This is a genomic window from Streptomyces sp. NPDC057565 (assembly GCF_042801455.1).
Taxonomy (GTDB): Bacteria; Actinomycetota; Actinomycetes; order Streptomycetales; family Streptomycetaceae; genus Streptomyces; species Streptomyces yanii.
In genome coordinates this window covers 66,390-91,849 of the sequence record NZ_JBHVFU010000006.1, presented here as the reverse complement: position 1 = coordinate 91,849, position 25,460 = coordinate 66,390, and the positions used below count along the sequence as shown (strand labels likewise).

The window sequence follows — 25,460 nt, the reverse complement described above, 5'->3', positions numbered from 1 at the left end:
ACCCCGCAGAAAGGCGGACACCGTGCAGCAGGACCTCATCACGCAGGCCAGGACCTGGCTCGTCGAGGACCCCGACCCCGAGACCCGCGACGAGCTCGCCAAGCTCATCGACGCCGAGGACCTCGACGCGCTCGCCGCACGGTTCGCAGGCACGCTGCAGTTCGGTACCGCCGGGCTCCGCGGTGAGCTGGGGGCCGGGCCGATGCGGATGAACCGGTCCGTCGTCATCCGCGCCGCCGCCGGGCTCGCCGCCTATCTGAAGGCGAAGGGGCAGACCGGCGGCACGGTCGTCATCGGGTACGACGCCCGGTACAAGTCCGCCGACTTCGCCCGCGACACCGCGGCCGTGATGACGGGTGCGGGTCTGCGCGCGGCAGTCCTCCCCCGCCCGCTCCCGACCCCCGTCCTGGCGTATGCGATACGTCACCTGGGCGCCGTCGCGGGCGTCGAGGTGACCGCGAGCCACAATCCGCCGCGCGACAACGGGTACAAGGTCTATCTGGGCGACGGCTCGCAGATCGTGCCCCCGGCGGACGGGGAGATCGCCGACGCGATCGCCGCGGTCGGCCCGCTGGCCGGCGTGGACCGGCCGGAGAGCGGCTGGGAGATCCTCGGCGACGAGGTCCTGGACGCCTATCTGGCCCGTACGGACGCGGTGCTCGATGCCGGGTCCCCGCGTACCGCCCAGGTCGTGTACACCGCCATGCACGGCGTCGGCACGTCCGTCCTGACCGCGGCCTTCGCCCGCGCCGGGTTCCCGGAGCCGGTGCTCGTCGCCGAGCAGGCCGAGCCCGACCCGGCGTTCCCCACCGTCGCGTTCCCGAACCCGGAGGAGCCGGGGGCGATGGATCTCGCGTTCGCCACCGCCCGGCGCGCGCACCCGGACATCGTCATCGCCAATGACCCGGACGCGGACCGCTGCGCCGTCGCCGTCCCGGACCCGTCCGTGGACGGCGGCTGGCGGATGCTGCGCGGCGACGAGGTCGGCGCGCTGCTCGCCGCCCATCTGGTCGCCCGCGGTGCCACCGGTGTCTTCGCCGAGTCGATCGTGTCGTCGTCGCTGCTCGGCCGGATCGCCGAGAAGGCGGGGAACGGGTACGAGGAGACGCTGACCGGCTTCAAGTGGATCGCCCGCGTCGACGGCCTGCGGTACGGGTACGAGGAGGCGCTCGGCTACTGCGTCGACCCCGACGGCGTACGTGACAAGGACGGCATCACGGCCGCACTGCTCGTCGCCGAGCTGGCCTCCGTGCTCAAGGAGCAGGGGCGCACGCTCCTCGATCTCCTCGACGACATCGCGGTCGAGCACGGGCTGCACGCCACCGACCAGCTCTCGGTCCGGGTGGAGGACCTGTCGGTCATCGCGGACGCCATGCGGCGGCTGCGCGAGGCCCCGCCGACCGCGCTCGCGGGGCTCGCCGTCACCTCGGCCGAGGATCTGTCGGAGGGCTCGGAGCAGCTGCCGCCCACCGACGGACTCCGTTACCACCTTCAGGGTGCCCGGGTGATCGTCCGACCGAGCGGCACCGAGCCGAAGCTCAAGTGCTACCTGGAGGTCGTGGTGCCGGTCGGTTCGGCGGACGGCCTGCCCGCCGCGCGGGCCAAGGGCGCGGAACTCCTCGCGGGGATCACCAGGGACCTGTCGGCGGCCGCCGGGATCTGAGCACAAGCGCCCCTTCGTACGTGCGGAGGAATCGGGTACGGCAGTTGCCGCAGCCTTCCGCCTCCTTTCCCGGTCATCGGCCCGGGCCGGGAAGGGGCCGACCCGGTGTCCCCGCACCGAGCCGTCCCCGCTGTCCCGATCGTCCCCGCCTCCCGTGCCGCGCAGCCGCCGGTCACGGGAGGCGGTGGCGCAGGGCCCTGCGGTCCCGGACGTCGTCGCTCGCGGATCGGCGCGCGTCGTCGGACGCGGTGCGTCGCAAGGCGGAGAAGCCTCCTCACACGGGGCGCACCCGGGCGCTCCGACGAAGCAGCGGGGTGCACGCTGTCGTCGTGCACCCGCCGGCGATGAGCAGGACAGCCCTCAGCCCAGCGCCAGCAGCACCACCAGCAGCACAGCCCCCGCGACCGCCGGCGCAATCACCTCGTACGCCCATCGCACGACGACCGCCGCGGCGCCACCGGCGCCACCCGCGCCGCCCCCGCCCTGCTCGGCCATCTCGCGCAGATCCGCCACCGTCTGGTCCGCCCCGGCGATCCGCGCCTTCGTGTCCCGCACATCCGCATGCACCGACGTGCGCCGGTACGGATCGTCCTGCGACTGGCGCGACTGCTGCCGTGCCGCCTTCTTGCGCTGCCGCAGCGACACCGGCACCGCCCACAGCTGGTACTTCGCGCCGTCGTGGGTGAACAGTTCGGTGGAGTACCCGGCCCGCACGTCCGCGACCGCCGGCCACGGTGCCGTGATCGTCCGGAACGGGTTGCGGATCCGGATCCGCTCCTTGTTCACCGACACGACCGGTCGCAGGGTGAACGCGACGATCAGCGGTACAGCCGTCAGCAGTCCGGCCAGGGCCAGCCACGGCGTCCGCCCGTCACCCCTGATCAGGGCATCCACGCCGAGCCAGCCGACCAGCAGGAGCAGCAGGGCACCGCCCACCATCCCGGCGGGCGACCGGAAAGTCCGGTCGGCGTAGGAGGGCTCGGTGGGAGGTGTGGGGCTCGTCATGAGGCCGATTCTGCCTGACGTGCGGGGGCCTCGCCGGAGCGGCCACCCCGCACCCGCACGGGCACTGCGCTCCACGCCGGTGACCCCTCCCCCCTGTACAGGCCGCTACGCGCGTAGATATGCTCATCTGGTGACCATGCCCACCACTGCACCCGCATTCTCCGACGCCACCGCGTCCGACGGTGCGCTGCGCCGCTTCCTGCACGGGCTGCCCGGCGTCGACGCCGTCGGCCTCGAAGCGCGCGCCGCGTCCCTCGGAACCCGTTCGATCAAGACGACGGCCAAGGCGTACGCCATCGACCTCGCCATCTCGATGATCGACCTGACGACGCTGGAAGGCGCGGACACCCCGGGCAAGGTCCGGGCTCTCGCCGCCAAGGCCGTCAATCCCGACCCGACCGACCGCACGACCCCGCGCACCGCCGCGGTCTGCGTCTATCCCGACATGGCGGCGACGGCCGCCGCCGCGCTGGCCGGTTCCGGCGTGAAGGTGGCGTCCGTCGCGACGGCCTTCCCCGCCGGGCGCGCCGCGCTCGACGTGAAGCTCGCGGACGTCCGTGACGCCGTGGCCGCCGGGGCCGACGAGATCGACATGGTGATCGACCGGGGCGCCTTTCTCTCCGGCCACTACCTCAAGGTGTACGAGGAGATCCTCGCCGTAAAGGCCGAGTGCGCCCGTGCCGACGGCACCGACGCCCGCCTCAAGGTCATCTTCGAGACCGGAGAGCTGTCCACCTACGACAACATCCGCCGCGCCTCCTGGCTCGGCATGCTGGCGGGCGCGGACTTCATCAAGACGTCGACCGGCAAGGTCGGGACCAACGCCACACCTGCGAACACCCTGCTGATGCTGGAGGCCGTGCGCGACTTCCGGGAGCAGACCGGTGTGCAGATCGGTGTGAAGCCCGCGGGCGGCATCCGCACCTCCAAGGACGCGATCAAGTTCCTCGTCCTGGTCAACGAGACCGTCGGCGAGGACTGGCTGGACAACCACTGGTTCCGCTTCGGCGCCTCCAGCCTGCTGAACGACCTGCTGATGCAGCGTCAGAAGCTCAGCACCGGCCGTTACTCCGGCCCCGATTACGTGACGGTGGACTGATCCCCATGGCATCTGCATTCGAGTACGCACCCGCCCCCGAGTCTCGGTCGGTCGTCGACATCGCACCGTCGTACGGCCTGTTCATCGACGGCGAGTTCACCGACGCGGCCGACGGCAAGGTCTTCAAGACGGTCTCCCCGTCGTCCGAGGAGGTCCTCTCCGAGGTCGCGCAGGCCGGCGCCGCGGACGTCGACCGGGCCGTGAAGGCGGCCCGCAAGGCGTTCGAGAAGTGGTCGGCGCTGCCGGGCTCCGAGCGCGCCAAGTACCTGTTCCGGATCGCCCGGATCATTCAGGAACGCTCCCGCGAGCTCGCCGTCCTCGAAACCCTCGACAACGGCAAGCCGATCAAGGAGACCCGCGACGCGGACCTCCCGCTGGTCGCGGCGCACTTCTTCTACTACGCGGGCTGGGCCGACAAGCTCGACCACGCAGGCTACGGCGCGAACCCCCGTCCGCTCGGCGTCGCGGGCCAGGTCATCCCGTGGAACTTCCCGCTGCTGATGCTCGCCTGGAAGATCGCCCCGGCACTCGCCACCGGCAACACCGTGGTCCTGAAGCCCGCCGAGACGACCCCCCTCTCCGCGCTCTTCTTCGCGGACATCTGCCGCCAGGCGGGCCTCCCGAAGGGTGTCGTGAACATCCTCACCGGGTACGGGGACGCGGGCGCGGCCCTCGTCCAGCACCCGGACGTCGACAAGGTCGCCTTCACCGGCTCGACCGCGGTCGGCAAGGCGATCGCCCGCCAGGTCGCCGGTACGGACAAGAAGGTCACTCTGGAACTGGGCGGCAAGGGCGCGAACATCGTCTTCGACGACGCCCCGATCGACCAGGCCGTCGAAGGCATCGTCACCGGCATCTTCTTCAACCAGGGCCAGGTCTGCTGCGCGGGCTCGCGCCTCCTCGTCCAGGAGTCGATCCAGGACGAGCTGCTGGACTCCTTGAAGCGCCGGCTGTCCACGCTGCGCCTCGGCGACCCGCTGGACAAGAACACCGACATCGGCGCGATCAACTCCCCGGAGCAGCTCTCCCGGATCACGGCACTGGTCGAGACGGGCGAGGCGGAGGGCGCCGAACGCTGGTCGGCCCCCTGCGATCTCCCGTCGTCCGGCTACTGGTTCGCCCCGACGCTGTTCACGAACGTCACCCAGGCGCACACCATCGCCCGCGACGAGATCTTCGGCCCGGTGCTGTCCGTCCTGTCGTTCCGTACGCCGGACGAGGCGGTCGCCAAGGCCAACAACAGCCAGTACGGCCTGTCGGCCGGCATCTGGACGGAGAAGGGCTCCCGCATCCTCGCGGTGGCGAACAAGCTCCGGGCGGGCGTCGTCTGGGCCAACACGTTCAACAAGTTCGACCCGACCTCGCCGTTCGGCGGTTACAAGGAGTCGGGCTTCGGCCGCGAAGGCGGCCGTCACGGCCTGGAGGCGTACCTCGATGTCCGATAACCGTCTGAGTGTCTTCAAGACCTACAAGCTGTACGTCGGGGGCAAGTTCCCCCGCTCCGAGAGCGGCCGGGTGTACGAGGTGACGGCGAAGGCATCTGCCGCTGACGCGGCGGGCAAGGGCACGTGGCTGGCGAACGCCCCGCAGGCCTCCCGCAAGGACGCACGGGACGCGGTCGTGGCCGCCCGTAAGGCGTTCGGCGGCTGGTCGGGCGCGACGGCGTACAACCGCGGCCAGATCCTCTACCGCATCGCGGAGATGCTGGAGGGCCGCAAGCACCAGTTCGTACGGGAAGTGGCGGACGCGGAAGGGCTGTCGAAGTCCAAGGCGGCGGCCGCCGTGGACGCGGCGATCGACCGCTGGGTCTGGTACGCGGGCTGGACCGACAAGATCGGCCAGATCGTGGGCGGGGCGAACCCGGTCGCGGGCCCGTTCTTCAACCTGTCCACGCCCGAGCCGACGGGCGTGGTCGCGATCGTCGCGCCGCAGAAGTCGTCGTTCCTGGGCCTGGTCTCCGTCGTCGCGCCGGTGATCGCGACCGGCAACACGGCGGTCGTCATCGCGTCCGCCGACGCCCCGCTCCCGGCGCTGTCCCTGGGCGAGGTGCTGGCCACCTCCGACCTGCCGGGCGGTGTGGTGAACATCCTGTCCGGGAAGACGGCGGAGCTCGCGGCCCCGCTCGCGTCCCACCAGGACGTGAACGCGATCGATCTCACGGGCGCCGACGCCGATCTGGCGAAGGAGCTGGAGATCGCGGCAGCGGACAACCTGAAGCGAGTTCTCCGCCCACCCGTCCCCCGCCACCACCCCGAGAAGGAAGCGCAGAGCTCCGATCGTCCACAGGCTGTGGACGGAAACGACTGGTCGGCCGACCCGGGCACGCACCGCCTGACGGCCTTCCTGGAGACCAAGACGGTCTGGCACCCCACGGGTGCGCTCGGCGTCTCGGGTTCCTCCTACTGAGCGACGCGGCTGCGGCCCGCCCCTCCGGCAACACCGCGGAGGGGCGGGCCGCAGCCCTGTGTGCCGGGATCAGCCGTGCACCAGCCCCGTCACCTGCCCCACCGACGGCAGGTCGTTCAGCGCACCACCGCCGCTCAGTGGTTCGGTGACGATGCCCGTGGTGACCGGCTTGAAGTCGCCGATCTGCGTCCCCACCCCGTTGGCCAGCGGGTCCACACCCGTCTTGGCCAGCGGGTCGAGCTGAAGGTTCGTGACCGGAGAGACCCCGTGCCCGAGCGCCCCGGTCACCGCGCCCCCGGTCGCCTCACCGACCGCGTCGAGACTGCTGTCGGCGCCGGGGGCCGGAGCGATGGGCAGCGGCGCCGCGTGGGCCGCCGCACCCCCCGCACCGAGCGCGGCGCCCATCGCGGTGACGGTCAGACCTGCGCGCAGCAGCGCGGGGCGCCGGGACCTGGAAAGTGCATGACGTGCCATGGAGTTCCCACCTGATCGACAACGATCGAGTAATCATCTGTACACGTAGAGTAATTGAGGTGTGATGCTGGATACCAACACGGGCACCGGGGGATCCCCTGCGCGGGTCGATGCCTCACACTCGTGTCCTGTGAGTTCCCAACCGATCCCGACCCGCGTCGTGCTGCTCGCGGGCCCCTCCGGCTCCGGCAAGTCCTCCCTGGCCGCCCGCACGGACCTTCCGGTGCTGCGCCTGGACGACTTCTACAAGGAGGGCGACGACCCCACACTGCCGCTGGTCCCGGGCAGTTCGGACATCGACTGGGACTCCGCACAGTCCTGGGACGCGGATGCGGCGGTCGCCGCCATCACGGAGCTGTGCCGCACGGGGCGTACGAACGTCCCGGTGTACGACATCGCCACCAGCTCCCGGATCGACCGCGAGGCGCTCCACATCGAGCGGACGCCGCTCTTCGTGGCCGAGGGCATCTTCGCGGCGGACATAGTCGAGCGATGCCAGGAACTGGGTGTCCTGGCGGACGCGTTGTGCCTGCGCGGCCGTCCGACGACGACGTTCCGGCGCCGGCTGCTGCGGGATCTGCGCGAGGGCCGCAAGTCCGTGCCGTTCCTGCTGCGACGGGGGTGGCGGCTGATGCGCGCGGAGCGGCGGATCGTGGCACGGCAGACGGCGCTGGGCGCTCACCCCTGCGGGAAGCAGGAGGCGCTCGGGCGCCTGGCGGCGGCTGCGGCAGGGCGGTGCCGCCGGGCACCGGTGGCGTAGCCGGTCCGGCGCCGGGGGCTCACGCGTCCCGAAGCCGCAGGACCAGTCCCCCTCCCAGGAGCGCGGCCGCGGCCCATCCCGCGAGCACTCCCAGCCCTGCCCACGGGCCGATGGGCAGGCTGTCGGCACCGGTCGTGGACTGAATGGCGAGTCCCGCCGTCATCGGGGCGATCTGCTGCAGGTGACGGTGCCAGTCCGGGTCGGTGACCAGCTGCGTGAGGATCGGGAGGACGAAGAGCAGGCCGAGTACGACGCCGACCGCCGCCGCCGGGTCCCGGACCGCGGTGGCGGTGCCGAGAGCCAGCAGGGCGATCAGCACCAGGTACAGCACCGACCCGGCCGCCGCGCGCAGCGTCGGACCGTCGGCCGGGGACAGCATCGCCTGGCCCTGCGCCGTCGTGAAGCCGTTGCCCGGCAGGATCAGCCCCGCCGCCAGCAGGCAGCCGAACACCGCGACCGCCCCGGCGACCAGCACCACCCCCGTGAGGACGACCGACTTCGCGGCCAGGACCGTGGACCGGCGCGGTGTCGCCATCAGCGTGGTGCGCATCATCCCCGTGCTGTACTCGCCGCTGATCACCAGCACGGCCAGGACGGCGACGACCGTCTGCCCCACATGGATCCCGGTCAGACCGAGCCTGGCGACGTCCTGGTGACAGCCCGTCGAGGGGCACTCGGCGGCGGCAGCCGTCGCGGCACTGACCGCCACCGTGAGCACGACAAGGGCAAGAAGCAGCCGCCCCGGGGCCGTCACGGTGCGCAGCTTCGTCCACTCCGCGTGCAGGGTCTGCTTCATGCGTCCCTCCGGCGCATCATGAACACCGCCGCGCCCAGCGCGACAGCCGTCCACCCGCACAGCACCGCGAATCCGCCCCAGGGCGGCAGCGGGAAGTAGCCGAAGGCCGGTGTGTAGTCGCTGTCCACCTGCGCGTACTGCGGCATGTTCTGCTGAATGGCGAAGCCCGCTGCCGGGGTGACACGCAGCAGCCACTGCGAGGGCCCGGCGGGCAGGATCGAGGCGGTCGCGAGGATGTACGGCAGGACGATCGCCGCGAACACCAGGGTGACCGCCCCGGCGCTGCGCCGCAGTACGGTGCCGACGGCCATGGCGAGCACCGCGGTGACCGCGAGCAGGGCCGCCGTACCGGCCACCACGCGCAGCTCCGTGAGCGTGCCGACCGGGAAGTCGAAGCCGCCGGGGCGCACCAGCCATTCACCGAGCAGCACCGCTGCCGCCGCGGCGGGCAGCCCGGCCGCAAAGGTCACGGCGGCGAGGACGACGGCTTTCGCGGCCGGCGCCCTGCCCCGCCCCGGGCTCGCCATGAGGGTGGTGCGGATCAGTCCGCGCCGGTACTCGGCGGTGATGAACGTCGCCCCGACGACGATCACCAGGATCAGCCCGACGAACGTGCCGGCCAGGCTGCGCTCGATGGTCTGACCGCCCGCGGTCATGGGGCCGCCCACGGCAGGTGCGATGTCGCCGGAGCCGGTGACGGTGAACGTGTCGTCCGCCCGGCGGAACGTGCCGTCCGACGCGAAGTCATCGGCGGGTCCGCCCATCTGCTCACCGTGCCACGCCGCGTCCCCGGACTCCGCGCCGCTGAGAGCGACGTGGTCGAAGACACCGGTGGCCCGGGTGGGCGCCCCGCGGTTGCTCAGCCCGCCGAACTTCTGGCTCGTCGACTCCGTGGCGGGTGGCGAGGCGGCGAACATCCCGGCCTGCACCTGCGACGGAAGCCCGGTCAGGCGTGCGGTGCCGACCGCGGTCCAGCGCGCCCCGTCGGCCGACCGGTAGCCGGTCACCATGTCCCCGGTCCGGGTCAGCCGCAGCCAGTGCGGGGACGCGGCGGAGACGGCGCCGGGCGCACCGGCTGTGTCGTGCGTGTAGTTGTACTGCATCCGCACACCGTGCCCCGCGGTGGCCATGACGGCCGCGTACGCCGACCCCGCCCGGTCGCCCGCCTTCAGGACGATCCCCGCCTTCGCCCACGGCGGCAGCCCGCCCTCGGCACCGTCCGGGCCCAGCGACGTGATCCGTACGGTGATGCTGCCGTCCCCGGTCAGCGGCCGGTGCACGAAGTAGAACCGGTCCGTCACGGCCTCGCCGCCCGGACCCCTGGCACCGGTGCAGGGCTGGTTCGGATCCTCGCAGGTGGGCCGCTCGGTGTGGGCGCCGATCAGCCCGATCAGTACGATCACCAGCGCCGCGGCCGCGAGTCCGGCGACCCAGCCCCGCACCGTACGGAACTTGGTCCACTCGGCCCGCAGTTGCTGAGCGAACCCGGCGTGCACGGCCGGCGTCCCGGAGCGGTACGACGTCGTGGTCCGGGTCATCGGGCCGGCTCCTCGGCAGCCGCGGCGCGGAACTCGACCGCGTCCCGGGTGAGTTCCATGTACGCCTCCTCCAGTGTCGCGCGATGCGCGGACACTTCGGAGAACGGCACCCCGCTCTCACCGAGCAGCGTCACGACGTGCTCCGCCGTCAGCCCGGAGACGGTGAGGGTGTCGCGGTCCGTGGCCGCCACGGTGGCTCCGGCGTACGCAAGCGCCGTCATCGCCTCCGACCGTGCCGAGGTCCGCAGCGTGACCCGGTCGCCGGACGCGGCCCCGATCAGCTCGCGCACGCTGGTGTCGGCGATGACCCTGCCGCGTCCGACCACCACCAGATGGTCGGCGGTGTCCTGCAGTTCGCTCATCAGGTGGCTGGACAGCAGCACCGCACGGCCCTGTGCGGCCAGCGCACGCTGGAAGTCGCGCATCCACACGATGCCTTCCGGGTCCAGGCCGTTGAACGGCTCGTCCAGCATGATCACCGGCGGGTCGCCGAGCAGTGCGGCGGCGATCCCGAGGCGCTGCCGCATGCCGAGCGAGAAGCCCGCCGTCCGGCGCCCGGCGACCGGCCCCAGACCGGCCTGCTCGATGACGTCGTCGACCCGACGCGCGCCGAGGCCCTGCGAGTGGGCCAGCCACAGCAGATGGTTGCGGGCGGTCCGGCCCGGCTGCAGTGCGGCGGCATCCAGCAGGGCCCCGATGTGGTTCAGCGGGTTCCGCAGGTTCCGGTACGGCTGACCGCCGATCAGCGCGGTGCCCTCGTCGGGCGTGTCCAGGCCGAGGATGACCCGCATCGTGGTGGACTTGCCGGCGCCGTTGGGGCCGACGAAACCGGTGACCTGTCCGGGCCTGACGGTGAACGTCATCCCGTCCAGCGCGGTGGTCGGCCCGTAGCGCTTGCGCAGGCCGGTGACTTCCACGGTTGCTTCCATGTCCGGCAGGCTAGGCAGCCCGGTGCCCCGCGGTCGTCACGCCGGACAGCGACTTCTGATCTCCCTGGCACGAGGGATGTCCGGTGCCACGGGTCCCTCACGAGAGGGATGCCGGGGTGTGCCACCTGCGGCAAGAATGACGGACGTGGACGAGCACCGGTGGGGCGGACGGGCCGAGTGGGGGCGGCGCATCGGCGTCGGCCCTCGTACGCCTGTCGTGGCCGGGACGGTCCTGGCGCTGCTCGCGGTGACCGAGTCGTTCGCGCGGACGGCGGACAGCGGCGTCACGGTCCGGTTCGGTCTGCTCATCGGCCTGCTCGCGCTGGCCACCACGCTGCCCCCGGCGTTCTTGAGTCCTGCCGCGGCCGCCGCGTCGGTCACTGCGGCAACCGTGCTGTCGCTGGCCCCGTTCCACTCGCTGACCGTCGCAGGGCTCTGCGCCCAGCTGATCGTCCTGCACCGTCTGGGCCGTGCGGGCTCACCGCGGTCGGCGGCGCTCCTCGCCATGCCGTTCCTGCCGCTCGCCCTCGCCGGGCTCGCCCCGGCGCACTCCGAAACCGGCGTCCTCACCGTGCTGCTGGCCTCGCTCGCCCCGGTCGCGGCGTGGGCGGGCATCGCCCGCCGGGCCCGCGGCGAGGCACTCACCCACAGCGCCGCTCACCGGGCGATGACCAGCACCCTGCTCGAGCACACGGCACGCAGTGAACGCGCCCGGATAGCACGCGAGTTGCACGACGTCGTCGCCCATCACATCTCCATGATCGCCGTCCAGGCGGAGACGGCCCGGCTGACCACCCCCGGGATGCCCGCCGCCGGTGCGCAGCGGCTGTCGTCGATCGGCGACACCGCGCGGGCGGCACTGACCGAGATGCGCCGACTGCTCGGCGTCCTGCGCGAGGACACCGGGTCCGATACGGCCGACCGGCAGCCGCAGCCGGGCCTGCGACAACTGGTCGACCTGCTCGACGAGGCCCGGGACGCGTCCGGGACGGGCACCCGCCTCATCGTCCGCGGCCGGCAGGCGGCGCTCGACCCGGGCGTCGAGCTCGCCGCATACCGCATCGTCCAGGAAGCCCTCACCAACGCCCGGCGACACGCACCGGGCGCCGCCGTCGACGTGGAACTGCACTACACCGCCGGCACCCTCGCCCTGCGCATCCGCGACAACGGCCCGGGCCCGCCGCCCGCGCCGCCCGCGGGCGGCCACGGACTGTCCGGCATGCGCGAGCGTGCCGCCGCGGTCGGCGGCGACCTGCGCACCGGCCCCGCGCCCGGCGGCGGCTTCCTCGTCGAGACCGTACTGCCGACCCACGCGGAGACCACCGGATGAGCACCGAGCCACAGCCCGCCGTACGGATCGTCGTCGCCGACGACCACCAGGTCGTCCGCACGGGCTTCGCCGCCCTGCTGGACACGCAGCCGGACTTCACCGTCGTCGGCACGGCGTGCGACGGCGCCGAGGCGGTACGGACGTGCGCCGGTCTCCGGCCCGACGTGGTCCTCATGGACGTACGGATGCCGGGCACGGACGGCATCGAAGCGACGAGACAACTGGCCGCGTCGGGCCCGGACGGCCCCCGCATCCTCATCCTGACCACGTTCGACCTGGACGAGTACGTGTACGACGCGCTGCGCGCCGGAGCCAGCGGCTTCCTGCTCAAGGACGTCACCGCGGAGCGGCTCTTCGACGCGGTGCGCGTCATCGCGGCCGGCCAGGCCCTGCTCGCTCCGACCGTCACCCGCCGCCTGATCAGCGAATTCGCCACCCAGCACCGCACGCCGGACCCCGTACCCGCGGCGGTGCTCGCAGCACTCACCCGCCGGGAGACCGAGGTCCTGCGCCTGGTGGCGGAGGGCCTGTCCAACCCGGAGGTCGCGACGCGCCTGCTGATCACGGAGGAGACGGTGAAAACACATGTCAGCCGAATCCTGGCCAAACTGGCCCTGCGCGACCGCACCCAGGCGGTGGTGACGGCCTACGAATCGGGCCTGGTCGTCCCGGGCTCCCGGGGCAGAACCCCGGATCCGAGGCCGTCGCGCGATTGAGGACCGGGGTCCGGGGCAGAAGCCCCGCGGGCCCCCTGCCTCTCCGCACCCGTCCCCGGACGCACCGCAGGGCCGGACGGGACCCCCCGGCCCATCCGACCCCGCTGCGTGCCCCCGTAAGCCCGCCGCTTCCCCCGAAGCAGCAGTCCCCCGATCCCCCGCTGCCTTCAGGCCACCAGCTCGCCGAAGGACTCCTCCTCGTCACGGCCGAAGCTCAGCACCTCGTCCTCGCGCAGCCGCCGCAGCGACCGCCAGATGCTCGACTTCACCGTGCCGACACTGATGTCGAGTATCGACGCGATCTCCGGGTCCGTGCGGCCCTCGTAGTACCGCAGGACCAGCATCGTGCGCTGGAGTTCCGGCAGCCGCGCCAGCGCCTGCCAGAGCACGGCACGCAGTTCCGTACCGCGCATCGCGTCCGTGTCGCCCGCCGTCTCCGGCAGTTCCTCGGTCGGGTATTCGTTCAACTTGCGTCGGCGCCACGCACTGATGTGCAGATTGGTCATGGTGCGGCGCAAGTATCCGCCGACCGCCGCCTTGTCACTGATCCGGTCCCACGCCCGGTAGGTGGAGAAGAGGGCGCTCTGCAGCAGGTCCTCGGCCTCGAACCGGTCACCGGTCAGGTGGTAGGCGGTTGCGTACAGGGAGGCGCGGCGCTCCTGGACGTAGGCCGTGAACGCCGCTTCGGCGTCCGAGCTCTCCGTCCGGGACATCCGCTCCCCCGTGTCCTCCCCGTACGCGGCTCCCCCGCCGGCTCCCCCGCTTGCGTCGACCACCGTCATACAGGACGTGTGCTGACGCCCGACACCACGAACGCACCCCCGCCCTGCCCCGAGCTCCCGGCTCCGCTCGAGCAGGGAGGCGACCCCTCCTGCGCCGGACTTCTCGGTGCCCCTGCCGACGTCGTGGAGACGCGTGACAACTGCGCTTGTGGTCGTGCTGTGCAGTGCGTTCATCTCGCGCCCCCCGTCGGTGGAGTCCGTCCGTTCCTTGTGCCAATGAGCTTGCCCGGGCTGTTTCATGACGCTGTCCGCCGACTGTCACAGACCTGTCACAGGACCTCCCACCGGGGCGCCGGATGTATGAGAGCGCTTCAAGTGTCGAACTGAAGCTCCACCATGGGCCAGAATGACCTCCGTGCCTTTCCTGTTGCTGATCGAGGACGACGACGCCATCCGCACGGCCCTCGAACTCTCGCTGTCGCGCCAGGGCCACCGTGTGGCCACCGCGGCGACGGGAGAGGACGGCCTGAAACTGCTGCGCGAGCAGCGGCCGGACCTGATCGTGCTGGATGTGATGCTGCCCGGCATCGACGGTTTCGAGGTGTGCCGCCGTATCCGGCGCACCGACCAGCTGCCGATCATTCTGCTGACCGCGCGCAGCGACGACATCGACGTCGTGGTCGGACTGGAGTCCGGCGCCGACGACTATGTGGTGAAACCCGTGCAGGGCCGGGTGCTCGACGCCCGGATCCGCGCGGTGCTGCGCCGCGGCGAGCGCGAGTCCACGGACTCGGCGACGTTCGGGAACGTCGTCATCGACCGTTCCGCGATGACCGTGACGAAGAACGGGGAGGACCTGCAGCTCACACCGACCGAGCTGCGGCTCCTGCTCGAGCTGAGCCGTCGCCCCGGGCAGGCCCTGTCGCGCCAGCAGTTGCTGCGGCTGGTCTGGGAGCACGACTATCTCGGTGATTCCCGGCTGGTCGACGCCTGTGTGCAGCGGCTGCGGGCCAAGGTCGAGGACGTGCCGTCCTCGCCGACCCTGATCCGTACCGTGCGCGGCGTGGGCTACCGGCTGGACTCGCCTCAGTGAGTGCTGCCGCCGAACGCAGTCTGCTCGCCGGACTTCGCTGGACCAGTCTGCGGCTGCGGCTCGTCGTCGTGTTCGCACTGGTGGCGCTGACCGCCGCGGTGTCGGCCTCGGGAATCGCGTACTGGCTCAACCGCGAGGCCGTCCTGACGCGGACGCAGGATGCGGCGCTCGGGGACTTCCGGCAGGAGATGCAGAACCGGGCGGCTTCGCTGCCGCTGCGGCCGACCAAGGACGACCTGCAGAACACCGCCGTGCAGATGGCGAGCAGCAGCCCCGGCTACAGCGTGCTGCTCGTCGACAAGCGTGACGGCGGCAAGCCGATCGTGGGCAACTCCGATCTGGACACGTTCACGCTCGACAACGTGCCGCTCTCGCTGCAGCGGCAGGTCAACCGGAAGCAGCCGGTGGAGGCGGGCAACAAGTACGCGTACCACCTGTTCTGGCAGCGGACCTCGATCCGCGGTACGCCGTACCTGGTGGCCGGCACGAAGATCATCGGTGGTGGTCCGACCGGCTACATGCTGAAGTCGCTCGACCAGGAACGGCAGGACCTCAACTCCCTTGCGTGGTCGCTGGGGATCGCCACGGCTCTCGCCCTGGTCGGCTCGGCGCTGCTGGCGCAGGCCGCCGCGACGACGGTGCTGCGGCCGGTGCAGCGGCTCGGTGACGCGGCGCGCAAGCTGGGCGAGGGCAAACTCGACACCCGCCTGGTGGTGTCCGGAACCGATGAACTCGCCGATCTCTCCCGCACGTTCAACAAGGCCGCGAGTTCGCTGGAGAAGAAGGTCGCGGACATGAGCGCGCGGGAGGAGTCCAGCCGCCGGTTCGTCGCCGACATGTCGCACGAACTGCGGACCCCGCTCACCGCGATCACCGCGGTCGCCGAGGTGCTGGAGGACGAGGCCGACAGCCTCGACCCGATGATCGCGCCCGCCGTGCACCTGGTGGTCAGCGAGACCCGGCGGCTCAACGACCTGGTGGAGAACCTGATGGAGGTCACCCGCTTCGACGCGGGTACCGCCCGGCTCGTCCTCGACACGGTCGATGTCGCCGACCAGGTCACCGCCTGTATCGACGCCCGGGCCTGGCTGGACGCGGTGGATCTGGACGCCGAGCGCGGCATGATGGTCCGCCTCGATCCGCGCCGGCTCGATGTGATCCTGGCCAATCTGATCGGCAACGCGCTGAAGCACGGCGGTTCGCCGGTACGGGTCGCGGTACGGACCGACGGCGACGAACTCGTCATCGAGGTGCGCGACCACGGCCCCGGCATTCCCGAGGACGTCCTGCCGCACGTGTTCGACCGTTTCTACAAGGCCAGTGCGTCCAGGCCGCGTTCGGAGGGCAGCGGGCTGGGTCTGTCGATCGCCGTGGAGAACGCGCACATCCACGGCGGTGACATCACCGCGGCGAACTCGCCGGACGGCGACGGCGCGGTGTTCGTCCTGCGGCTGCCGCGCGATGCCGAACAGCTCACCCGCACCGCGCAGGACCACGACACGGAGGTCCAGGACGAGGAGGGCGGCGCGACGTGATGCGCAGCAACCGTGGTAGGCACCGGGCGCTCCGCTCGGCCGGGGCGCTGGCCGGAGCCGTCGTCTGTGCCGTGCTGGCTGCCGGGTGCGGGATCAGGACCACCTCGGTGCCGGTCGACGCCGGGGCCGCGCCGTCGCGGGTGCCGTGTTCGATGTCCGCGGAGGACGTCAGCACAGAGGCGTTGAAGGGCATCCCGGTCCAGATCTATCTGGTCTGCGCCTCGCAACTGGTCACGGTGGACCGCACGGTGCAGGTTCACGACGACGCGAAGTCGGACCGGGTCCAGGTGGCGCAGGCGCTCCTCGACGAGCTGCAGCGGGAACCGGCCGATGACGAGCGTCAGGCCGGCTTCTCCACAACCGTGTCGGCGACGCTCCGGATCAGCGCGGCACGTCGGGGCGATCCGGCGACCACGCTGCGGCTCAGCGAGCAGCCGGAGGACCTGCCGCCGCAGGCGCTGGCGCAGATCGTGTGCACCTACGCGGAGAGCGAGTCGCTCGCCACGGACGGCACGGTGCTGCTCGGCGGACCGGGGAACTACGCCCCGCGCGGCTATCTGTGCACCTCGGAGACGAAGTCCCGGCCGAATTCCGTGCCGACGCTCGGCGCGCTCGAACTGCCCTGACGGCCTCCCCCCGCCTGTCGCTCCGCCCCCGCCCGGGTTTCTGCGGCGGGGGCGGAACCGATCCCACCGGTGGGGGCGTCCTGGGAGGCGTGGGTCAAGGTTCGGACGGCCAGGCCGTCATCCGCTTCCGCGCGGCCGGGGGGTTCCTCCTCCTCGCGCATCTGCTGCTGGTCGGGTGGCTGACTCTGCGCCCGCTGGATGTCCCGTGGGTGACAGCGGCGAACCTTCAACCGCTCGCCGGCATCAGAGCGGACCTGTCCCTCGGCCCGGCCGCGGCGGCGCACCGGATCGGTGAGGGACTGTTGTTGCTGGCACCGCTGGGGGTGCTGCTGCCGATGGCCGGGGGCCGGCTCTTCGTCTCCCCGTGGGCCTCGCTGGCGCGTACGGTCGCCGCCGGGTCGCTGATCTCGCTGACCATCGAGCTGGCGCAGACCGGGGTGCCGGGGCAGGTCGTCGATGTCGACTCGCTGCTGCTGAACACGGTCGGGGTGGCGCTGGCCCATCTGCTGGTGGTGCCGGTGTTCCGGAAGCGGCTGCGCCGCCGGAAGCAGGAGCAGCAGGTGCCGGGGGCGATTCCCCGCCCCAGGGAGGAGACCTCTCAGGGGTCGACCCCGACGATTTCCAGGGTCGGTATCGCACCGTAGAGCGACGCTTTGCCCCGTTCGCGGAGCCACCATGGAGACATCGGGAGCACGACGGAGCTGCTCCCCAGCAGACGGTTCGCGAAGGAGCCCACCATGGCCGCACTTGCCCGCCCCCGTGACGGACGCATGATCGGCGGAGTGTGCGCAGCGCTGGCACGGCGCTTCGGCACGTCCGCCGGGACCATGCGCGTGATCTTCCTGGTCTCTTGCCTGCTGCCCGGCCCGCAGTTCCTGCTCTACCTGGCGCTGTGGCTGCTGCTGCCGGCCGAGAAGTCGTCGGCGGCCGCCTGGTAGGGGCCGTCCGGCGGATCATGGCCGGACATCCCCTCGTCCCCGGACGCACACGTGGGGCGGACACCCGGACCGGGTGTCCGCCCCACGTGCGTGGGTGCGGGGGTCAGCCGCCGAGCGGGAGACCGTTGGTCGACAGACCGTTGGCCTTCACGCCGCCGGCGGGCAGTCCGCCGAGCAGACCCTTGAGCGGTGAGGTGGCGTCGTGGACGACCTTCGTCTGACCGCTGCCGAGGAGCTTGGTGGCCGTGTCCTGGACCGGAAGGCTCTGGGTCGCGGTACCCAGCGCCGAGCCGGCGGCGGGCAGGGCGGACGTGGCGTCGACGGGCAGCGCGGACGCCGAGGCGGTACCGGCGGCGGCAGCGGCGAAAGCGGCGCCGAGAGCGGCGACACCGAGATTCCTGGCAGCGGACTGCTTCATGTGGAATTCATCCTTGGGGAAGGGGATGTGAGCGGCTCTGCAAACTAGTCAGCCCACGACCGGTCCCGCAAACATGCCGGACACGCCGAACGGCCGGGATTCGATCGTCCCGGCCGTTCGGCAAAGCACGCGAATCAGCCCGCGGGGGACGAAGATCCGCTGGTCGCAGCGGTCTGCTCGAAGAGCCACTCGGACTTCAGCTCCGCATATCCGGGCTTGATCACGTCATTGATCATCGCAAGACGTTCATCGAAAGGAATGAACGCTGATTTCATCGCATTGACTGTGAACCACTGCATGTCGTCGAGCGTGTACCCGAAGGTCTCGGTCAGCCGCTCGAATTCCCGGCTCATGCTCGTACCGCTCATCAGCCGGTTGTCCGTATTCACGGTGAGGCGGAAATGGAGCCTCCGCAGCAGCCCGATGGGGTGGTCGGCGTACGAGGCGGCGGCGCCGGTCTGAAGGTTGGAGGTCGGGCACATCTCCAGCGGGATGCGCTTGTCCCGTACGTACGAGGCGAGTCGGCCGAGCGTCACGCTGCCGTCCTCGGCGACCTCGATGTCGTCGATGATGCGGACCCCGTGGCCGAGGCGGTCGGCGCCGCACCACTGGAGCGCCTGCCAGATCGACGGCAGACCGAAGGCCTCGCCCGCGTGGATGGTGAAGTGGTTGTTCTCGCGCTTGAGGTACTCGAAGGCGTCGAGGTGACGGGTGGGCGGGTAGCCCGCCTCGGCGCCCGCGATGTCGAAGCCGACGACACCCAGGTCCCGGTAGCGGTTGGCGAGTTCGGCGATCTCCAGGGCGCGGGCGGCGTGCCGCATCGCGGTGAGCAGGGCGCCCACCCTGATCCGGTTGCCGTCCTGACGGGCCCGGCGCTCACCCTCGCGAAAGCCCTCGTTGACCGCCTCGACGACCTCTTCGAGGGTCAGCCCGGATTCCAGGTGCTGCTCGGGGGCGTAGCGCACCTCCGCGTACACGACACCGTCCGCAGCCAGGTCCTCGGCGCACTCCGCGGCCACCCGGAACAGGGCGTCCCGGGTCTGCATGACGGCACAGGTGTGGGCGAACGTCTCCAGGTAACGCTCCAGCGAGCCGGAGTCGGCCGCCTCGCGGAACCAGATGCCGAGCTTGTCCGGCTCGGTCTCGGGAAGGGCTTCGTAGCCCGCGTCACGGGCCAGGTCGACGATCGTGCCGGGGCGCAGACCGCCGTCGAGGTGGTCGTGGAGCAGCACCTTGGGGGCGCGTCGGATCTGGTCGGTGCCGGGCACGTGCAGGGTCGGGCTCATCATCTGGGCACTCTAGCGCCTACGCGCGTAGAGCGCCGCGCGCCGATACGTAACAGTGACCGCGAATACGGGTGGAGTACACCTCTCCTTCTGACACTGTTCTGTCATGGGACAGCGCGCACTTCCCCTGCCTGCTCCGAGGCTGGGACGGGCCGTGAAGACGGCCGGAGCACAACCTGCGGTCAGCGGAGTGGTCGTGCTGCTCCCGGACGGCGAGGCCGACTCGCGCCGCCGCCCTTCCTCCCTGTCGTACGCACTGCAGCTGCCGCTCGCCCGGACCCTGGCCCGCGCGGGCCAGGACGACGGGCTGGCCGCGCATGTCGTGCACTACCGCTGCCGGGGCTGGAACGCCACGGACGCGCAGCTCGCGGCGGACGCGGAGTGGGCGGTGGAGGAGGTCGTACGACGCTACGGCGACATACCCGTCTGTCTGGCCGGGCACGGCATGGGCGGCCGGGCGGCGCTGCGCGCGGGTGGCCACGCGGCAGTCAACTCCGTTCTGGCGATGGCTCCTTGGCTGCCCGGGGAAGCCTCGGCCGAGCCGGAACCGGTGAAGCACCTGCTGGGCCGCCGGGTGTTGCTCGTCCACGGCACGAACGACGCCCGGTCCGACCCGGAGTTGTCGTTCCGGCTGGCCGAGCGGGCCAAGAAGGCCAACCGGGACACCTGTCGCTTCGAGGTCCACTCGGACGGTCACGCGCTGCGCCAGCACCGGTCCGAAGTGGTGGCGCTGGCCACGGACTTCGTGCGGGGGTCGCTGTTCGGCCGGGCCTACGCGCGACCGGTCGCCGACGCGCTGGCGGCGCCGCCGCCACTGGGGCTGCGGATGCCGTTGGCGGCGGGGTTCGGGCGGTCGCTGGGATCTTAGGGTGCGTGTCGGAAGTCCCGCCTGGCACGCACGCCCGCCGCGTTGTCGGGCTCGCCCGAGGACGCACCCCCACCGCATCCCCGTCCGCGGGTCAGTCGGGCAGCAAGTGCCCCCGACGCGACAGCAGGAACTGCTTGAACGCCGCCACCGGCGGGGTGTCCGGGTGGCCGTCCAGCCAGGCCACGCCGATCTCGCGGGCCGCACGGGGGGCCGTGACCGTCAGTTCGACCACGCCCGGGCGGGCCACCGCCGGCGGCGGCAGCAGGGCGACGCCCAGGCCCGCCGCGACCAGGCCGCGCAGGGTCTCCGCCTCCTCTCCCTCGAATGCCACGCGCGGAGTGAAGCCCGCCTCGGCGCACAGGTCGTCGGTGATACGCCGCAGGCCGTAACCGGGCTCCAGGGTCACGAACGCCTCGTCCGCCGCCTCCGCCAGGCGGATCCGCCGGCGGGAGGCGAGGCGGTGGTCCTCCGGGACGACCAGACGCAGCCGCTGCTCGTCGAGGCGGCGGGAGACCAGGTCGGGGGCGTCCGGGACGGGGGAGGTGAGGCAGAGGTCGAGGCCGCCGGCCCGGAGGCGTTCGATCATCGCCTCGCCGTAGTTCTGCACCAGCTGGAAGCGGACCCGCGGGTGGTCGGCGCGGAAGGCGCGGAGCAGGGCGGGGACGGTCTCGGAGCCCATGGTGTGCAGGAAGCCGAAGGCGACCTTGCCCGCCGTCGGATCGGCGTCCGCCCGCACCGAGTCCGCGGCCCGCTCCACCTCGGTGAGAGCCCGCTCGGCGGAGCCCAGGAAGGTGCGGCCCGCGGGGGTGAGCGAGACGGTACGGCCCTTGCGGGCGAACAGGGCGACGCCCAGGTCCTGTTCCAGCCTGACCATGGCCCGCGACAGCGTGGACTGCGGGACGCCGAGCTCGTGCGCGGCGCGCGTCACATGCTCGTGGCGGGCCACCGCCTCGAAGTACGCGAGCCGCGGCGCAAGCACTGCGCGAATGTCTTCTTCGTAACTACTCGGTGACAGCCGAGGCTGTGAGCTGCGTTCATGCACCATAGGATTGATTATCGCAAGTTCGTGCATTGGACGCATGAATCAGAGAGATCTACTTTCGATGTATGCCTCCTGCCAGTACCAAGGCGTCCACCCTCACGCTGGACGCCTCATCCCCCTCATCGCCCGTCGCGCCCGTTTCCTCCCCTGACCGGCTGGAGCCCGGCCGGCCCGGCTACCGCCGGATGAGCTTCGCGCTCTTCGCCGCCGGTGTCGCGACGTTCGCACTCCTCTACTCCACCCAGGCACTGCTGCCCGCCGTCTCCGCCGGATTCGGCGCCACGGCCGGACAGGCCAGCTGGACGGTCTCGGCGGCGACGGGTGCGCTGGCACTGTGTGTGCTGCCGATGAGCGCGCTCTCCGAGCGGTTCGGGCGGCGGCAGATGATGACCGCGTCGCTGACGGTCGCGGTACTGGTCGGGCTTCTCGTCCCCTTCGCCCCCTCGCTGGGCTGGCTGATCGCCCTGCGCGCCGTCCAGGGCGCGGCCCTCGCCGGACTTCCCGCCTCCGCGATGGCGTACCTCGCCGAGGAGGTGCGGCCGAAGGCGCTGGTCGCCGCGATCGGACTGTTCGTGGCGGGCAACAGCATCGGCGGCATGAGCGGGCGCATCCTCACCGGCTGGATCGCCCAGCTGTGGGGCTGGCGGGCGGCGCTCGGCGCGGTCGGGCTGCTGGCCGTGGCCTGCGCGGTCGTCTTCCACTTCATGATCCCGAGGGCCCGTCACTTCACGCCCGGTTCGCTGAACCCGAAGGCCCTGGCGAAGACGGTGGGCGGACACCTCGCCGACCCGTTGCTGCGCAGGCTGTACGCGATCGGCGCACTGTTCATGACGGTGTTCGGGGCGGTCTACACGGTGATCGGCTACCGGCTGGTCGGGGAGCCGTTCCACCTCCCGCAGGGTGTCATCGGCTCGATCTTCCTGGTCTACCTCGTCGGTACGGTGTCGTCGGCGGCGGCGGGCAGGCTCGTCGCACGGCTCGGCCGCCGGGGCGCGCTCTACCTGGCCGTCTCCACCACGGCCGCCGGTCTGCTGCTCTCCCTCGCCGACCAGCTGATCGCCGTACTTCTCGGTCTGGTCCTGATCACGGCGGGCTTCTTCGCCGGTCACGCGGTCGCCTCGTCGTCCGTGAGCCGGACCGCGACGACCGGCCGGGCGCAGGCATCGGCGCTTTACCAGTCCGCGTACTACCTGGGCTCCAGCGCGGGCGGCACGCTCGGCGCGATCGCCTTCCACGCCGGTGGCTGGGCGGGCACGGTGACGCTGGGGCTGCTCGCGGTCCTCGGGGTCGTCTCGATCACGCTGTACGGGTCGCGGGTCGCCCGCGCCGAGCGGCGGCACCTCGTCCCGATGGCGTCAGTACAGAACTGAGACATACACACGCACAACCACCGACTCCCCTTCGCGCGTCTATCAGGCGTAATCAACGCACTGCGGCGCGAAGGGGAGTTGGCGTACATGGCAGTTGCAGGGAACATGCGGGGAGTCCGGACGCGGCGCGCGGTCGCGCTGTCCGTCGCCGGGCTGATGGCGGCGCCGGCGCTCGTCCTGGGCGGTGGCACGGCGGCGCAGGCGGCGTCCTGCACCACATCCACCGGGCCGTACCAGAAGCAGGTCGAGGCGTATCTGAACCGGCCGGTCGACGGGAAGCAGTCGGCCGCCGACTGCAGGGCGATCCAGACCTTCCAGCGCACCTACGGGGTCACCCCCGACATCGGGTACGCGGGACCGGTCACCTGGCGGACGATGAAGACGCTCACGGCACAGAAGGCGGCCGGCACGAACCCCAACAAGGACAGGAAGTGCCCCACGAACAAGGGGCGCATCGCGTGTGTGGACCTGACCCGGCAGCTGAGCTGGATCCAGGACGGATCGAAGCTGAAGTTCGGTCCGGTGCCGATCCGCAGCGGGCGGAACGGGTACGAGACGCGCACCGGTTCGAAGAAGATCTACCTGCGGCACATCAAGCACTGGTCGTCGCTGTACCACGTGTGGATGCCGTACTCCCAGTTCTTCGACGGCGGGCAGGCGTTCCACTCGGTGAATCTGAAGATGTGGAACCCGCCCGGCTCGCACGGCTGCGTCAACATGCGGGACGCGGACGCGAGGACATACTGGAACCTGCTGAAGAACGGCGACGACGTGTACGTGTACGGGCGCAAGCCCGGAACGTGACCGGAATCGGGGACGTGACCGGAGAGCGGGCGGCTTCGGCACTTCCCGCCCCCGTTGTCAGTGGCCTGCGGTAGCTTCCGAAGTGCCGAAGTGAGCGGCGTCACAGCACAACAGGGGTGGAGCGATGAGTGATCTGACGGCACCAGCGGATATCGACAGCCGTCTGGAGGGACACCGGGTCGAGCTCACCGGTTACTGCTATCGCATGCTCGGCTCGGCCTTCGAGGCGGAGGACGCGGTACAGGACACGCTGGTGCGCGCCTGGCGGAACTTCGACAAGTTCGAGGGCCGTTCCTCGCTGCGCTCCTGGCTGTACCGGATCGCCACCAACGTCTGCCTGGACATGCTGAACGCGGGGAAGAAGCGGGCCCGCCCGGTCGACCTGACGGGCCCGACACCCCTCGCCCAGGCCGCGCTCAACCCGCTCCCGGAGAACACCTGGCTGGAGCCGATGCCGGACGGGCGGATCCTGCCGTCGGTGGCCGACCCGGCGGAGGCCGCGGTGGCGCGGGAGTCGGTACGGCTGGCGTTCGTCGCCGCGCTGCAGCATCTGCCGCCCAAGCAGCGTGCCGTGCTGATCCTGCGCGAGGTGCTGGCGTGGAAGGCAAGCGAGGTCGCCGAACTGCTCGACACGTCGGTCGCCTCGGTCAACAGCGCCCTGCAGCGGGCGCGGGCCACGCTCACGGACCATCGGAGCGCGGCCACCGACACCGCTGAACCGCTCGACGACGAGCAGCGCAAGCTCCTTGAGCGGTACGTGGCGGCGTTCGAAGGCTACGACATGGCGGCGCTGACCGCGCTGCTCCACGAGGACGCCGTGATGACCATGCCGCCGTTCGACCTCTGGCTCCAGGGGCACGACGACATCACGGGCTTCATGCGCTCCCTCGGTGCCGGCTGCGAGGGCTCCCGCCTGGTGGCGACCGTGGCCAACGGCACCCCGGCGTTCGCGCAGTACAAGCCGAATCCGGACGGTCCGGGATTCGTGCCGTGGGCGGTGCAGGTCATCGACATCTCGGACGGTGCGATCACCGGCATGCACTGCTTCCTGGACACACCCCGCTGGTTCCCGCTCTTCGGCCTGCCCGACCACCTCGAGGCCGAGACGGCGTGACGCGGCGGCCGCGGCAGCGGCACGTGTGGGTGGCCGGCTGGGTGGTGCTGGTGCTCGGCGGCTGGGGGGTCACGCAGTGGCTGGGTGAGCCGGTCGCCACCGAGGGACCCCGCCCGGCCCGGCCCCCTGCCTCCGGCGCCGAACCGGGACCGCAGCCGGAGCACTGGCACGACGGAGCCTGCGCCGACGACGCGACAGCGACGCCGGCGCCGCACCCCTCGGCCTCGGCGGCCCTGCTGTTGGTGGAGTTCTGCGCGCGGGCCGGCTGACGCCACGGGACGGGGCCGGGCACCTCAGCCCTGCTCCCCCAGGTCCACCACATCGGCCAGCCCCACCAGGTCCAGCAGTTGCTGCAGTCCGGGCGGCACATTGCGCAGCCGGAGCTGTCGGCCGCCCGCCCGGCGCGCGATGAGCCCCAGCCGCGCTATCGCCTCGACCAGGGCCAGGTCCGCCTGTACGACCCCGCCCACATCGCAGTCCACCCCCGCGGCCGGGTCGCGGACGGCGCCCCCGGGGTCGAAGAGCAGCGCCTCCAGCTCGGCGCAGAGTCCCGGCACGGCCGCGCGTGTGACGCGGCCGGTGACGACGAGAACGATCGGGGTCTTGGATTCCACATCAAACAGACCGGTCCGGCGGCCGAAACTCATCGCTGCGCCGCCGCGCTCCATCTCTCCGGCGCCGACCTGCTGTCCGCCACACCCATACGTCGGGACCAAGGGCTGTCCCGTCATCTCTTAGAGGAGCTGACCAAATGGGTGCCCGGCTCGCTACGCCTGGCATCCACCCCGAATCGATGCATTTCCGTCAACTGTGGTCAGCGGCAGCATGCGTGTGAACCCGCGCGGCCAATTCCCCCTCTAGGTACATGAACCGGCGAGCACCGGTGCCACACCGGGGCGCGCGGGACAACGGTTCCGAGAGATCACCT

General features: G+C 71.5%; 27 protein-coding genes. 17 read left to right on the top strand and 10 right to left on the bottom strand.

Annotated elements, in window-relative coordinates:
* Positions 1-22 precede the first annotated feature (22 nt).
* Entirely contained in the window at positions 23-1,663 is a 1,641-nt protein-coding gene (locus ACFU8W_RS14945; protein WP_384036420.1) for a phospho-sugar mutase, read from the top strand.
* 360 nt (positions 1,664-2,023) lie between these two features.
* On the opposite strand, the gene ACFU8W_RS14940 is transcribed toward ACFU8W_RS14945, so the two are convergent.
* Positions 2,024-2,668, bottom strand: a complete 645-nt coding sequence (locus ACFU8W_RS14940) for a PH domain-containing protein (RefSeq protein ID WP_384036417.1) — start codon at positions 2,666-2,668, stop codon at positions 2,024-2,026.
* A gap of 136 nt (positions 2,669-2,804) precedes the next feature.
* Here ACFU8W_RS14940 and deoC point away from each other — a divergent pair, with 136 nt between their 5' ends.
* From deoC to ACFU8W_RS14925, 3 genes are read left to right on the top strand one after another with little or no spacing between them, the layout of a single operon-like run.
* Positions 2,805-3,767 carry a deoxyribose-phosphate aldolase gene (deoC, locus tag ACFU8W_RS14935; protein ID WP_327249428.1) on the top strand — a complete coding sequence of 321 codons (963 nt, stop codon included), beginning with the start codon at positions 2,805-2,807 and terminating at the stop codon, positions 3,765-3,767.
* 5 nt (positions 3,768-3,772) lie between these two features.
* Positions 3,773-5,212, top strand: coding sequence for an aldehyde dehydrogenase family protein (locus tag ACFU8W_RS14930; protein ID WP_345515165.1), 1,440 nt, complete (start codon positions 3,773-3,775; stop codon positions 5,210-5,212).
* On the top strand, positions 5,202-6,173 hold the full coding sequence (locus tag ACFU8W_RS14925) for an aldehyde dehydrogenase family protein (RefSeq protein ID WP_384036413.1): 972 nt from the start codon (positions 5,202-5,204) through the stop codon (positions 6,171-6,173). The genes ACFU8W_RS14930 and ACFU8W_RS14925 overlap by 11 nt, the downstream gene beginning before the upstream one ends.
* 69 nt (positions 6,174-6,242) lie before the next feature.
* Here ACFU8W_RS14925 and ACFU8W_RS14920 read toward each other — a convergent pair whose 3' ends face one another.
* Complete coding sequence (locus ACFU8W_RS14920) at positions 6,243-6,647, bottom strand: hypothetical protein (RefSeq protein WP_384036410.1); 405 nt, start codon at positions 6,645-6,647, stop codon at positions 6,243-6,245.
* Between the two features lie 64 nt (positions 6,648-6,711).
* Here ACFU8W_RS14920 and ACFU8W_RS14915 point away from each other — a divergent pair, with 64 nt between their 5' ends.
* Positions 6,712-7,407, top strand: a complete 696-nt coding sequence (locus ACFU8W_RS14915) for a uridine kinase (RefSeq protein ID WP_345515162.1) — start codon at positions 6,712-6,714, stop codon at positions 7,405-7,407.
* 19 nt (positions 7,408-7,426) lie between these two features.
* Here ACFU8W_RS14915 and ACFU8W_RS14910 read toward each other — a convergent pair whose 3' ends face one another.
* The 3 genes from ACFU8W_RS14910 to ACFU8W_RS14900 are packed head-to-tail and all read right to left on the bottom strand — an operon-like array spanning position 7,427 to position 10,670.
* Positions 7,427-8,203 (bottom strand): ABC transporter permease, encoded by a 777-nt coding sequence (locus tag ACFU8W_RS14910; RefSeq protein WP_384036407.1) that lies wholly within the window; start codon positions 8,201-8,203, stop codon positions 7,427-7,429.
* The gene (locus ACFU8W_RS14905) at positions 8,200-9,741 is read right to left on the bottom strand and encodes an ABC transporter permease subunit (RefSeq protein WP_384036404.1); all 1,542 of its coding nucleotides are present in this window, start codon (positions 9,739-9,741) and stop codon (positions 8,200-8,202) included. The genes ACFU8W_RS14910 and ACFU8W_RS14905 overlap by 4 nt, the downstream gene beginning before the upstream one ends.
* Positions 9,738-10,670, bottom strand: a complete 933-nt coding sequence (locus tag ACFU8W_RS14900; RefSeq protein ID WP_384036401.1) for an ABC transporter ATP-binding protein — start codon at positions 10,668-10,670, stop codon at positions 9,738-9,740. The genes ACFU8W_RS14905 and ACFU8W_RS14900 overlap by 4 nt, the downstream gene beginning before the upstream one ends.
* Before the next feature lie 145 nt (positions 10,671-10,815).
* Here ACFU8W_RS14900 and ACFU8W_RS14895 point away from each other — a divergent pair, with 145 nt between their 5' ends.
* Both ACFU8W_RS14895 and ACFU8W_RS14890 read left to right on the top strand, forming a co-directional pair.
* A complete protein-coding gene (locus ACFU8W_RS14895) occupies positions 10,816-12,000 on the top strand; it encodes a sensor histidine kinase (protein ID WP_384036398.1) in 1,185 nt (394 codons plus the stop codon).
* On the top strand, positions 11,997-12,716 hold the full coding sequence (locus tag ACFU8W_RS14890; RefSeq protein WP_345515155.1) for a response regulator transcription factor: 720 nt from the start codon (positions 11,997-11,999) through the stop codon (positions 12,714-12,716). The genes ACFU8W_RS14895 and ACFU8W_RS14890 overlap by 4 nt, the downstream gene beginning before the upstream one ends.
* Positions 12,717-12,883: 167 nt before the next feature.
* On the opposite strand, the gene ACFU8W_RS14885 is transcribed toward ACFU8W_RS14890, so the two are convergent.
* Complete coding sequence (locus ACFU8W_RS14885; RefSeq protein ID WP_384036395.1) at positions 12,884-13,672, bottom strand: SigE family RNA polymerase sigma factor; 789 nt, start codon at positions 13,670-13,672, stop codon at positions 12,884-12,886.
* A 181-nt stretch (positions 13,673-13,853) separates the two neighbouring features.
* On the opposite strand from ACFU8W_RS14885, the gene afsQ1 reads away from it, so the two are divergent.
* The 5 genes from afsQ1 (at position 13,854) to ACFU8W_RS14860 (ending at position 17,630) form a co-directional block, all read left to right on the top strand.
* Complete coding sequence (gene afsQ1, locus ACFU8W_RS14880) at positions 13,854-14,531, top strand: two-component system response regulator AfsQ1 (protein ID WP_189275392.1); 678 nt, start codon at positions 13,854-13,856, stop codon at positions 14,529-14,531.
* Entirely contained in the window at positions 14,528-16,066 is a 1,539-nt protein-coding gene (locus ACFU8W_RS14875) for an ATP-binding protein (protein ID WP_384036392.1), read from the top strand. Before afsQ1 ends, ACFU8W_RS14875 begins: the two co-directional genes overlap by 4 nt.
* Positions 16,066-16,692 carry a hypothetical protein gene (locus ACFU8W_RS14870; protein WP_384037117.1) on the top strand — a complete coding sequence of 209 codons (627 nt, stop codon included), beginning with the start codon at positions 16,066-16,068 and terminating at the stop codon, positions 16,690-16,692. Before ACFU8W_RS14875 ends, ACFU8W_RS14870 begins: the two co-directional genes overlap by 1 nt.
* Positions 16,693-16,781: 89 nt before the next feature.
* A complete protein-coding gene (locus ACFU8W_RS14865; RefSeq protein WP_345515150.1) occupies positions 16,782-17,336 on the top strand; it encodes a VanZ family protein in 555 nt (184 codons plus the stop codon).
* 93 nt (positions 17,337-17,429) lie between these two features.
* Positions 17,430-17,630 (top strand): PspC domain-containing protein, encoded by a 201-nt coding sequence (locus tag ACFU8W_RS14860; protein ID WP_345515148.1) that lies wholly within the window; start codon positions 17,430-17,432, stop codon positions 17,628-17,630.
* A gap of 103 nt (positions 17,631-17,733) precedes the next feature.
* On the opposite strand, the gene ACFU8W_RS14855 is transcribed toward ACFU8W_RS14860, so the two are convergent.
* Both ACFU8W_RS14855 and ACFU8W_RS14850 read right to left on the bottom strand, forming a co-directional pair.
* Entirely contained in the window at positions 17,734-18,048 is a 315-nt protein-coding gene (locus ACFU8W_RS14855) for a hypothetical protein (RefSeq protein WP_384036388.1), read from the bottom strand.
* Between the two features lie 134 nt (positions 18,049-18,182).
* Positions 18,183-19,337 (bottom strand): adenosine deaminase, encoded by a 1,155-nt coding sequence (locus tag ACFU8W_RS14850; protein ID WP_266982276.1) that lies wholly within the window; start codon positions 19,335-19,337, stop codon positions 18,183-18,185.
* Positions 19,338-19,440: 103 nt separating this feature from the next.
* Between ACFU8W_RS14850 and ACFU8W_RS14845 the strand changes: the two genes are divergently transcribed.
* Positions 19,441-20,202 (top strand): alpha/beta hydrolase, encoded by a 762-nt coding sequence (locus ACFU8W_RS14845; RefSeq protein ID WP_384036385.1) that lies wholly within the window; start codon positions 19,441-19,443, stop codon positions 20,200-20,202.
* A gap of 91 nt (positions 20,203-20,293) precedes the next feature.
* On the opposite strand, the gene ACFU8W_RS14840 is transcribed toward ACFU8W_RS14845, so the two are convergent.
* Positions 20,294-21,247 (bottom strand): LysR family transcriptional regulator, encoded by a 954-nt coding sequence (locus ACFU8W_RS14840; RefSeq protein WP_384036382.1) that lies wholly within the window; start codon positions 21,245-21,247, stop codon positions 20,294-20,296.
* Positions 21,248-21,309: 62 nt separating this feature from the next.
* On the opposite strand from ACFU8W_RS14840, the gene ACFU8W_RS14835 reads away from it, so the two are divergent.
* From ACFU8W_RS14835 to ACFU8W_RS14820, 4 genes are all read left to right on the top strand, one after another.
* Positions 21,310-22,614, top strand: a complete 1,305-nt coding sequence (locus ACFU8W_RS14835) for an MFS transporter (protein ID WP_345515143.1) — start codon at positions 21,310-21,312, stop codon at positions 22,612-22,614.
* A gap of 87 nt (positions 22,615-22,701) precedes the next feature.
* Positions 22,702-23,418 carry a L,D-transpeptidase family protein gene (locus tag ACFU8W_RS14830; protein WP_384036379.1) on the top strand — a complete coding sequence of 239 codons (717 nt, stop codon included), beginning with the start codon at positions 22,702-22,704 and terminating at the stop codon, positions 23,416-23,418.
* Positions 23,419-23,542: 124 nt separating this feature from the next.
* Complete coding sequence (locus ACFU8W_RS14825) at positions 23,543-24,532, top strand: sigma-70 family RNA polymerase sigma factor (RefSeq protein ID WP_384036377.1); 990 nt, start codon at positions 23,543-23,545, stop codon at positions 24,530-24,532.
* Positions 24,529-24,801, top strand: coding sequence for a hypothetical protein (locus tag ACFU8W_RS14820; protein WP_384036375.1), 273 nt, complete (start codon positions 24,529-24,531; stop codon positions 24,799-24,801). The genes ACFU8W_RS14825 and ACFU8W_RS14820 overlap by 4 nt, the downstream gene beginning before the upstream one ends.
* Before the next feature lie 24 nt (positions 24,802-24,825).
* On the opposite strand, the gene ACFU8W_RS14815 is transcribed toward ACFU8W_RS14820, so the two are convergent.
* Complete coding sequence (locus tag ACFU8W_RS14815) at positions 24,826-25,263, bottom strand: STAS domain-containing protein (protein ID WP_384036372.1); 438 nt, start codon at positions 25,261-25,263, stop codon at positions 24,826-24,828.
* Between the last annotated feature and the right edge of the window lie 197 nt (positions 25,264-25,460).